This window comes from Pseudomonadota bacterium (genome assembly GCA_030859565.1).
In the GTDB taxonomy this organism is placed as follows: domain Bacteria; phylum Pseudomonadota; class Gammaproteobacteria; order JACCXJ01; family JACCXJ01; genus USCg-Taylor.
In genome coordinates, this window is record JALZJW010000126.1 from 1 (window position 1) to 11,018 (window position 11,018).

The window sequence follows — 11,018 nt, forward strand, 5'->3', positions numbered from 1 at the left end:
GTCTGATGCAGCAAGCCGCCACCATCACACCCACACCATACCGAAGCCTCCTGGGAAGAGCTAAATCGCTTGACCACAACACATAGGGGGCACTTGCGCGAAGTGGATACCCACTATCCGCTAATGTGTTCATGGGTCCGTTTTGTGTTAAGTGAATTGAAGATCTCCACGGTGATCTCCACAGCAAACTTATATGCAACGCGCCCAACTGCTTTTGCAGAGGGTAGCGTCTGATGTGTGGCATTGCTGGATACCTCCAACTCTCCGGTTTCTCCGCTGAAGCGGGCGAGGCAATCGCGCGGATGATGGCTAAGGCAATTCATCATCGCGGCCCCGACGACTCCGGGATCTGGTTGGACGCCGAGGCGGGCGTGGCCTTTGGCCACCGGCGCCTGTCGATCGTCGATTTATCGCCGGCTGGGCATCAGCCGATGACGTCGGCATCGGGCCGCTGGGTCATCGCCTTCAACGGCGAGATTTACAACCACGCCGACCTGCGGCAGGCGCTCCAGGCTTCGGCGGCAGCACCGGCATGGCGTGGGCATTCCGATACCGAAACGCTCCTGGCGGGCTTCGAGGCGTGGGGCATAGAAAACACGCTGCAGCGTTGCGTCGGCATGTTTGCGCTCGCACTGTGGGACCGGACCGAACGCCAGTTGCATCTGATGCGCGATCGCCTGGGCGAAAAACCGCTCTATTACGGCTGGGCAGGTGACGCGCTCGTGTTCGGGTCGGAGTTGAAGGCGCTGCGCGCCCATCCGTCTTGGCGGGGCGAGGTGGATCGCGATGTTCTGACGCTGTTTTTCCGCCACAACTACATTCCCGCGCCCTATTCGATCTACAAGGGCGTCTGGAAGCTGTCCCCTGGAACATGGCGCACGGTTTCGCAGGACGACGTACGCCGGCGTCAACTTCCGGCACCCAACGTGTATTGGTCCGTACTCGCGGCAGCGGCGCGCGCCAGGGAAGAGCCGTTCTCGCACGGTGACGCCGCGGCGCTGGTCGAGTTGGAGCGGATATCCGGTAAGGCGATTGCGCTGCAAAGAATATCGGATGTGCCGGTTGGGGCATTCCTCTCGGGTGGCGTGGATTCTTCCGCCATCGTGGCGCTGATGCAGGCGCAGTCGTCCCGCCGCGTGCGCACCTTCACCATCGGCTTTGCCGAGGCGGGTTACAACGAGGCGGGATACGCCAAGGCGGTGGCCCGCCACTTGGGCACCGATCACACCGAGTTGTATGTGAGTCCCAAAGAAGCGCAGGCGGTCATTCCCCGGCTGCCCGCAATCTACGACGAGCCGTTCTCCGACTCCTCACAGATCCCGACGTTTCTGGTCGCGCAGCACGCGCGCCAGCACGTCACGGTCAGTCTCTCCGGCGATGCCGGGGACGAGCTCTTTGGCGGCTACAACCGTTACTTCCTCGCACGCGACCTGCGCCGCAAGCTCATGTGTATGCCACGGTCAATGCGCCGCCGGTTGGCGCAGGCCGTCGGCGCGTGTCCGCCGTGGCTGCTGGATGCGCTGTTGCGGCCCTTGGGGGCGGTGGTCCCGTATTTCCGAGTCAGCCAGCCAAGCGACAAGGCATACAATGCGGCGGAGGTGCTGGCGTTGGCCGATGACGGCGCACTATATCGCCGCCTGGTCTCGCATTGGAAGGACCCCTCCAGTTTGGTGCTCGGCGCCCGCGAGCCGGCAACGTTGCTCGACGAATTGCTAATGCGTTCCGGTGTGGCATCCACGTTCGAGCAGTGGATGATGACGACGGATACGCTCACCTATTTGCCTGACAACATCCTGGTAAAGGTGGATCGCGCGGCGATGGCGGTGAGCCTGGAAACGCGCGCGCCGTTCCTCGACCACCGGCTGGTGGAATTTGTCCTTTCGTTGCCGCTGCCGATGAAAATCCGCGACGGGCAAGGAAAATGGCTGCTGCGTCAGATGCTCTACAAATACGTGCCGAAGACACTGATCGAGCGCCCGAAGATGGGCTTCGGCGTCCCCATCGATTCCTGGCTGCGGGGGCCATTGCGCGACTGGGCAGAAGGCCAGCTAGACGACGCGCGCTTGCGCCGCGAGGGATTTCTCGATCCGGCGCCCATCCGTCGGAAGTGGGAGGAGCACCAGAGCGGCGCGCGCAACTGGCAATACTACCTTTGGGACGTGCTGATGTTCCAGGCATGGCTGGAAGCCGAGCATGCCTGAGGCCGCCGACGTTTCGGCACACCTCGGAGAGTTTTTTTGGACATCAATGATCTTCTCCGCCTTCGCCAGCTTGCCACGCAGCCGCTCGTTGTCCCGCCGCAGCCGCTCAATCTCGCGTTCCTCGGCCGAGCGCACCGCCGGTCGACCGCGCGTCGTCGCCAACATCGACCCCAACGCACCTTTGCGACGTTCCCGGCGCCAGTTGCTCAGGTGCGAGGAGTACAACGCTTCGCGACGCAGCAGGGCACCAATCTCCTCCAGCGAGCTGCACCGGTCTGCTTGCTCCAGGACCCGCAACTTGTACGCCGCCGCAAATTGTCGACGCTCCGGTTTCTCCGTCACTTCCGGGTTCAATATCTTGGTCTCACGATCCGAGGCTCCCATGTTCAATTATCTCCTCCGCCCTGCTCTCTATTTTCCAGGGTGAAGGTGTCTCACGCGATATTGGCACACAGGGCCCGCGGAGCCATTGGATAGGTCATTTTGAGACCTACGCCACAAAACGGCGGCCCGGGTATTGTGAACCTCTCCGACTTCCGTAGCATTTCTGGACAAGAATAACTAAAGCGCACTGCGCTTGCAGAGAAGCAACATAGATTCCGGGGAATAGGGCACTCGTCACCATGTTCCAAAACGTTTCTAGCCGGAACTCATCAACGACTTTGCGACATCTTTCGGAAAAATTTGGTGCTCCGTATGCTCGGTTGCCGGCAGGTTGATCCACACGGCTTCGGGCTTTTCCTGTGGTCTCGGGTGGCGCGATGCATGAGTCGGTCGGTGTGGCGTGCATAGGCGCCACTCACGGCGGCCTGGCGGCATTGGATCCCGGCGTCGGTGTGACCGACCGTAGCGCAGGATTTCGAGGTGAGCAGACCGATGCCGGTGTGCAGATATCCCTCGTTGTACCAAAAGAAGAAGGCCCAGCAAGAACTACGAGCGTCCTCGATTGACCCGAAGCGTTCCGGGAACTCCCGTCGATACTCGATGGTCTTTAATGCCTTTCCGAGAAGGCGTTGTTCATCGGAGACGTGTGGCCAGCTATGAGTCTTGGGAACGTCCCGGTCGGAGACCAGACAGGCCACGGACTTTGAGGTCATGGTGGAGCCCCCGGTCGGCATCTCAATTGTCCGGGGGAGGATGCCTAGTTTGTGGCAGCTCTCCTCAATGAGGCGCTTGGCGAGCTATGCGCCCTCCCGATGCGCCATCATCCACCCCGCGACCTAGCGGCTGAAGATATCGAGGATTGCGTACAGCTAGAAGTAAGTCGGTTCGTAGCGGGTCGCGTGCTCGAGTTCGTTGCGCCGCTGCCAAACATTAAGGACGTTCTACAATCGAGGTATACCAATCATGAGCAACGTTGCATTAAATCCACTTCCTCTCGTTGTCCCGATCTTTGCCTGCATAGAGGAGGGACGCGTGCGTCTGTTCGGCGAGGGCAACTATGGGGTACACAGGATGAGCGATCAAGGCTCGGCGAGCGGGCATAGGGGATCATATAATTCGTTCTGGCTACCTTTTATCAACGTCCTTATAAGCACAAGTCGGGAGAAGTTACGTACTTTTATTCTACTCAGCCTTTTTGTACTCACGCCAACTTTAGTTAATGCGAAAACATACTATGTTGCCCCGAACGGTTCGAACTCGAGCGCCGGGACGCAAGCGCAGCCTTTCGCCACCCTACAGAAGGCGCACGATGTGGCAGTTGCGAGCGACACCATCTACCTGCGCGGCGGCACGTACTTTCCTTCCGCGCAGACAAAAATTACCCGAAGCGGAAGCCGCGGGAATTACATCAAGGTATGGGCATATCCGGGCGAAGCACCAGTAATCGACGCGATCAATCATACCTCTGGGAGCGCCCCGTACATGATTCGAATGACCAATGCTTCCTGGTGGCACATCAAAGGGCTTGAGTTGAAGAATGGCGCCATAGGAGGCATCCATGCGGTAGGGAGTTCAAATAACAATGTTTTTGAAAACAATAACATTCATCATTACGGCCGTCTTTTAGCCGGTGGGGGCTCGGGGGCGATAGCGATTTATGGCACCTCCGCTAACAATACCGTCCTCAACAATGACGCACATGATAACGATGATGCCTTAGGTTCTGGAGGCGCTGCGGACGGTATTCTCCTAGTGACTACTGGTAGTGGAAATGTCGTCCGCGGCAACCGCGTCTGGCGCAACTCCGATGACGGGATTGATATGTGGAATTCAGCGCCTGCTCTGATTGAGAATAACTGGTCCTGGGAGAATGGGTATAAAGGTGATGCCCTGACGCCGCGCGGGAATGGGAACGGTTTTAAGTTGGGAGGAAACGCTGCTGGGGACGGCGGTCATACGTTGAAAAACAATGTCGCGTGGAGGAACCGAACACTCGGATTCCATAACAATGGCGGAGACTTACCGCTGACTGTGTATAACAATACTGCTTGGGGCAACGGAGAACATAACTTTCTGTTTAGTAAGCCATCCACGTTCCGCAATAACATCTCTTTCGGTGTCCTCGGTAAGATAACCGGGTCAGACACATATAACTCCTGGACGCTAGGAGTCAATGTGTCCGCGGCCGACTTCTCGTCCCTCAATTACACCATTGCACGCGGTCCTCGCAATGCTGATGGATCATTGCCATCGAGCCATTTTCTCAGACTCGTTGCCGGCAGCAATCTTATCGACAGGGGTGTGAAAGTCGGCATCCCTTACGTCGGAAGCGCCCCTGACCTTGGAGCGTTTGAGTATGGTGGGAGGTAACGCCTCCACCACCGCCCCCTTCTTCTTCCTGCACGCAGACCCCGCTCACTGTTTCGTCGATACTTTCTGATACCGGTTTTGCATATATAGTCATAAGAACATTCGGCACTCCCGCGGACGACCAAAACAACCTTACCCGCTCCACCCTTCGCATCTTCGAGAATGGCGTGGAAATGGGACCCGCACACGCTCGTCACGTAGATATCCGTAACCTCGGAGCTGGACGCTTCAGCCACTGGAGTCAGACGAACGGCACAGGGGAGGCGCTGCGGTTTCCGCCTCCAACAACTCCAATCCGCGGACTAACGGGAAGAGTTACACATATTGTGTGCCTGTGCCGTAGATGGGGTAAGGTGACGCCGGTGTCATCGGTTGATGCGCTCTCCATGAGGGAGATGGGAAGCGGATGCGAGGGTGGTGTCGTATCAGGAACACGATACAGCCGCACCAGTCGCTCGGCTACCGCACGCCAGTGGCGGTGCACGGGGTGGGCAAACTTTGACCACCGGCCCAACTTGTGGCCAACAAGGTAAAGATAAAATCTTACTTATTTTCGCCAGATCGTGGTCTTGACAATGGGGTCCACCCTATCGATGGAGAAATTCTACGAGCTACTGCATGCGCAGCCCCTCTACCCACTGAGCCCACAATGCCCATCGCTGTTGTACATCGGTCCTCCTTTTACAAAGCGATCTCGCTAATTAGGGCACGCAATAGGTGTAGCTCCTGCCGTTGGTCCGGGGATTGGTATTGTCCGAGGCGGCGAAGCGCAGCGCCTCTCCGGTGCCAGTCGTCGAACTCCAGTGGCTGAACCTTCCCTGTCCGAGGTTGCGGATGTTCGCGTGAATAGAATGCGCGGGTCCCAGTTCCAGGCTGTTCTCGAACAGACGGAGCGTGGATTGATTGAAGTTGCTGCTGTTGTCGGCGGGGGTCCCGAATGATCCTCCGATGAAATAAGCGAAGCCGCCATCGCTGGTTGCAGCGGACACGTTGAGGGCGGTCTGGGGGCAGGATGCGGCGTTGCTGACGCTGACGGAGACGCCCGCGGAGGTGGTGGTATTGTTTGCCGCATCTCGCGCGACCGCACTAAGCGTGTGTGCGCCGTCGGTCGCGGTCGTGGTGTTCCAGGTGACAGAGTAGGGCGCTGTAGTATCTTCGGCGCCGAGGTTGGCACCGTCGAGCTTGAACTGAACGCCCACTACTCCCACGTTATCGGAGGCGGCGGCCGAGACCGCGACCGCAGTACCCGAGACGGTGGCGCCCTCGGCCGGCGCGGTGATTGAAACCGTCGGCGGGGTGGTGTCGGGGGCTGTCGTACCGACGAGCTGGACGAACTTGGCGACGGATGGGACCCCGCTCCCGTTCAGGATGAAGAGCAGGTAGTAGCCAGGAGGCGCAACATTGCCGCTAGGAGGGGCCGTGACGTCGAGGCCACCCGTGGTTTGCGAAAAACTCAGCTCGTTGATGTACTGACTCTGGTTGAAAGCATGAGTCACTGAGGAGAGCCTCAGCACTGTGATCTTGGAGGTCGTCAAGGCGTCCGGCGTTTCGACGAAGAAGGACTGCCCATAGGCGACGCTGGGCGGCGCCGACGTGACCGTCGGCCTGGTTCCCTTGAAGAGATACGGCGGCGAATAGATCTCAGTGTCCGGGAACCCGTTACCGCCCGTGCTCAAGACGCGGCCATCCGGCAGCAGGAGCGCCGCAGAGTGGTACACGCGGGGAATTCCCGAGCTGCTGGCGAGCGTCGTCCAGTTTTCGGTCGCCGGATCCCAAAGCTCTGCCGCATGCACGGCACCGCTGGGATCGTTGAAGCCGGGCGCGGCGGTGCCGCCGGTGACCAGCACCGTGCCGTCGGGCAACAGCGTGGCGTTGATCTGGCGCCGGGCGAATTGCATGGAGCCGACAGCGTGCCAACTCGGCGATGCCGCGTTGAGGTCGATGACCTCGGCGGTATTCGTCGGCGGATTTAGGCCGCCTCCCATCACCAGGACCTTGCCTGGTGCGTACATCACCGCCGACCCGAAACCACGGTGTCCGTTGAATGCCCGAGTCGCCACGAAGCCCCAAGCGCCGGTGCCCGACGTATCGAGATAGCGGGTCGTCCCCGTCGGTCCTGCATGGAAGACCTTGCCGTTCGGTGCCAGCAGCATCCAGGGGTAGAGGTCCTGCGCGAGCTGCGCGTTGGTGAGGCTCCGCCACGTCCCCGTCGACACCTGGAACACCTGGGGCAGCGTGTTGACGCCGACCGTGAGGTCAATGTCACCGGAGACCACCAGAACGTCGCCGTTACCCAAGACGGTGGTGGTCGGGTACCAGCGGCCCGCGTTCATGTTGGGCAAGGGGGGCGAGCTCCACGCGTTGGTGAAGGGATTATATCTGCTCGCCCGCGACAGACCCACGTTATTCGAGATGTGGCCGCCGGCTACGAAGAGGGTGCCGTCAGCCAGGAACGAGTGGCCGCTGCAGAAGAGGTCGTAGCCCGGCTTGCTGAGGATCGACACGCTCTGGTCGGCGGGATCCCAGGACCGCGGATCGTTGCCGGACACCCCGCCGTCGCCCGGCCAGATCATCACCTTCCCGGTAGGCAGCAAATGGGTATGGATCGGAAAAAAAGGCAGCGGCGCGACGAGGGACCACTGCCCGATGACGTTGGTCTGCGCGGCGCTCGGCGTGGGGCCGAAGCACAACGCGATCAGGGCGACGGTGAGAGCGAAGATCGGATGTCGGTACGGCATGAGCTAGAGCACCGGAACCAGGCGGAAGATCCGAAGCGGAAGCTCATGATCTTCATGAACGTGCTCCTGTCCCGTGGCGTCGGCGGTGTCCGTGACCTCGTCGTAGCCGATTGCGAGGATGAGGCCCTGAGCATTGATCGCGACTGCCTGGGTGAGCGCGAACCCGGAGCGCGACCTCAGCAGATCGTTGAGATCCTGCATGCCGCCTTGCCGCGTCCACAGGAAGGCGTGATTCCCGGCGCTGGTCTCTGCGGTCCCGACCACCTCGCCGCGATCGTTCATCCCGAGCGCCCGGCTCGAGGTGCCTCCCGGGAGGGTGCCCAGATCCTCGATGACGGCGCCCGGGGCCCAGAGCACGGCGTGCTGTGCCTCAGGATCTCCGGAGGACCCGACCATATCCCCGCTGTTATTGATGCTCAGCGCCTCACTCGTACCGTGGCCCGGGAGCGTCCCCAGATCCTCCACCGCGCCGCCCCCCCAGAACACCGCACGCGGTCCCGAAGGGGTGTCGGAGACTCCGACGACATTCCCGAGATTGTTGATTGCGAGACCTCGGCTCGAGTCGCTGCCGGGAAGCGCCGGTAGCGCCTGGATGGCGCCCGCGCGGGTCCAGAGGACGGCCCGAACGCCGGTGGGTCCGCTCGAAAAGCCGACAACCTCTCCCGGATCGTTGATGGCGAAGGCTGCGCTGCCGCTGTCGCCTGGGAGTGTGCCGAGGGCAACGATCCCGGTCCTCCGCTGGGAACGGAAGGCTCGCAACCCAGTGGCTGTGTTCGCCGAACCCACGACTCGGCCGAGCTTGTTGATGCCGAGAGCGAGGCTGTAGTCGCTACCCGGCAGCCCTGCGATCTCCTGCGGTCCGACACCATTCAGAAGGAATCCCCGATGGCCGCGATCACGCGGGGCGCCCCCCACGATCTCGCCGCCGTCGTTCACTGCTCGCACGACGCGGCTCGATCCCTCGGCCAGAGTCCCCACCTCGACGGCCGTATAGTGGGCCCCGGTTTGTGCCTGAGTCAACGCGAGTCCCGCGCAGAGCATAAGAGCGACCAGACAGGGTGTGAGCCACGACAGGCCGGGGGATCTCAGGAGAAGTGGCTCGCCCTGGGCAACGTACGATGACCTGGTAGTGAATCGCGGCGGCGGTCGCATTGTGCTATTCCGTGAGGGTAAGGTTGGACAACGCTCATTCTACCACAGTCGCTGATTTCAGAAAATCCTCCATATGGAGTACCTATAGACTTGTGTATCGGCCGCGCTACCTGTGCACGCACACAGGTCATAATCTGGCTGCGCGGCGGTCCAACGCGCTGAGATCGCGCCTCGCGCACAAACCGAGCTAGCTGGGCCACCGGCAGCGAGGGTGCTGAAATTTACGCTAAGTCAGAGCCAACAATGTAAGCGGCGGCTTGGCTTGATGACAAGCCAAAAATGACAAGATACAAGGCGTTTGCGCCGCGGCCCTCGGTATGTGCGACAGGACATCCAAGTCCCTCTCGCACCCTCGGTCTCGCAGCGAGTGATTCCTTTTGCCGCGACCATCCTGCGCTCACTTGCGCTACGTCGCTATCGCTCGCGCGCAACCTCACTCAATGACTCTACGTCGCTGACGCGGCTATCGCGGGCTCCTCGCCTTCGCGTTGCTCTCCTATGGCTCGTCGGCGGACTCGGGTCCCAGGTCACGCGTAGGGAGCCTCAAGTATGAGGTCACATGCCGATAACGTGTCCGAACGACTTCGGTGCCGTCGTCAAACGACGACAGGTTAGACGGGTACGCCGCCGGGGTTACCGAATTAGCCAGATCATTTAATTGACTAGAGGACCGGCATGACCATCATTAATTCATCGCCGACAAGCGGCGTCTTGTCGAGTCGGGGGATATTACGTACCCTCATTTTACTCAGCCTTTTTATATTCGCACCAATTTTAGCGAGTGCGGCAACATACTATGTCGCCCCGAGCGGCTCAAATTCAAACCCCGGTACAGAAGCCTTGCCATTTGCTACCCTGCAGAAAGGACACGATGTGGCGGCGGCGGGAGACACTATATTTATGCGTGGGGGGACGTACACGTTCACCGCAATGACGACATTCACCCGTGATGGCACAAGCGGTAATCTTATCAAAGTCTTCAACTACCCAGGCGAAACGCCGGTAATTGACGCGAGCAATCAACCCACTGGGACATTTAGAGCAGGTGTCATTGCAATGGAAAATGCTTCCTGGTGGCACATCAAAGGGCTTGAACTGAAGAATGGCCCAATAAATGGTATTTTTGCAGGAGGCAGTTCAAGCAATAATATTTTTGAGAACAATAACATACATCATATGGGTCGTCTCGCTACTGGTGGAGGCGGAAAGGGCTCTGGAATACATGTCTATTGCCAACTCTGCAGTAGTTCTGTTACTGCCCATAGCAATCTCATCCTTAACAATGATGTACACGATAACGATAATGCCTTGGATTCTGATGGAGGCGACGCAAACGGCATCCAGATGGTGACTACCGGTACCGGAAATGTCATCCGCGGCAACCGCGCCTGGCGCAACTCCGATGACGGGATTGATGCGTGGACATCACCCGCGATGCTCATTGAAAACAACTGGGTCTGGGAAAATGGGTATACATGGAACGGTAGTGTCTTGGTGGCGCGCGGGAATGGGAACGGCTATAAACTCAGGGGTGCGCCTGAGCCAACCGGCGGACATACATTGAAAAAAAACCTAGCATGGAAGAATCGAACGATTGGGTTTCATGGCAGCGGCTCGACAGTTGCGCAGACGCTGTACAACAACACAGCGTGGGATAACGGGGCGGGAGTTTATTATAACTATGGATTTAATAATACAGCGGACGTGTTGCGAAACAACCTGTCTCACGGAAAGTTCGGGAGTGTAGCAGGCAGTCAGCCGTACAATTCATGGACCATCTCGGCTACCGTGAACGATGCAGACTTTGCGTCGCTGGACGATACCTGCGCTCGCGGACCGAGACAAGCGAATGGTTCCTTGCCGAATTGTACTTTCCTCCACCTTGCTTTAAACAGCGATCTTATCAACAAAGGCACAAATGTCGGTTTGCCCTACTCCGGCAGCGGGTCGGATCTCGGTGCGTTTGAGTACGGCGGCACGGGCCCGGATTCGACCCCGCCGACGGTCTCCATCACCGCGCCGGCCAACGGCGGCACCGTCTCGGGTGCAGCGGTCACGGTTTCCGCGAACGCCTCTGACAATGTCGGCGTCGCAGGAGTACAGTTCAAACTCGACGGCGTCAATCTCGGAGCCGAAGACACCACTTCTCCCTACTCGCTCACATGGAACTCCA

6 protein-coding genes are annotated in these 11,018 nt (G+C 59.5%); 3 read left to right on the forward strand and 3 right to left on the reverse strand.

Annotated elements, in window-relative coordinates; genetic code table 11:
- Positions 1 to 233: 233 nt before the first annotated feature.
- Positions 234 to 2,201, forward strand: a complete 1,968-nt coding sequence (asnB, locus tag M3436_16040) for an asparagine synthase (glutamine-hydrolyzing) (protein MDQ3565558.1) — start codon at positions 234 to 236, stop codon at positions 2,199 to 2,201.
- Between the two features lie 653 nt (positions 2,202 to 2,854).
- Here the strand turns inward: asnB and M3436_16045 are convergent.
- Complete coding sequence (locus tag M3436_16045) at positions 2,855 to 3,298, reverse strand: transposase (protein MDQ3565559.1); 444 nt, start codon at positions 3,296 to 3,298, stop codon at positions 2,855 to 2,857.
- A gap of 250 nt (positions 3,299 to 3,548) precedes the next feature.
- On the opposite strand from M3436_16045, the gene M3436_16050 reads away from it, so the two are divergent.
- Positions 3,549 to 4,955, forward strand: a complete 1,407-nt coding sequence (locus M3436_16050) for a right-handed parallel beta-helix repeat-containing protein (GenBank protein ID MDQ3565560.1) — start codon at positions 3,549 to 3,551, stop codon at positions 4,953 to 4,955.
- Positions 4,956 to 5,656: 701 nt separating this feature from the next.
- On the opposite strand, the gene M3436_16055 is transcribed toward M3436_16050, so the two are convergent.
- Both M3436_16055 and M3436_16060 read right to left on the reverse strand, forming a co-directional pair.
- A complete protein-coding gene (locus M3436_16055; GenBank protein MDQ3565561.1) occupies positions 5,657 to 7,693 on the reverse strand; it encodes a DUF1929 domain-containing protein in 2,037 nt (678 codons plus the stop codon).
- Between the two features lie 3 nt (positions 7,694 to 7,696).
- Positions 7,697 to 8,713 carry a hypothetical protein gene (locus M3436_16060; GenBank protein MDQ3565562.1) on the reverse strand — a complete coding sequence of 339 codons (1,017 nt, stop codon included), beginning with the start codon at positions 8,711 to 8,713 and terminating at the stop codon, positions 7,697 to 7,699.
- 807 nt (positions 8,714 to 9,520) lie between these two features.
- Here M3436_16060 and M3436_16065 point away from each other — a divergent pair.
- A partial coding sequence (locus M3436_16065; GenBank protein MDQ3565563.1) for an Ig-like domain-containing protein occupies positions 9,521 to 11,018 on the forward strand: 1,498 nt, incomplete at its 3' end.

Bases quoted from the DNA above. Each gene is read 5' to 3' on its own strand.
- asnB (MDQ3565558.1), top strand. From the start codon at position 234: ATGTGTGGCATTGCTGGATACCTCCAACTCTCCGGTTTCTCCGCTGAA.
- M3436_16045 (MDQ3565559.1), bottom strand. From the start codon at position 3,298: ATGACCTCAAAGTCCGTGGCCTGTCTGGTCTCCGACCGGGACGTTCCC.
- M3436_16050 (MDQ3565560.1), top strand. From the start codon at position 3,549: ATGAGCAACGTTGCATTAAATCCACTTCCTCTCGTTGTCCCGATCTTT.
- M3436_16055 (MDQ3565561.1), bottom strand. From the start codon at position 7,693: ATGCCGTACCGACATCCGATCTTCGCTCTCACCGTCGCCCTGATCGCG.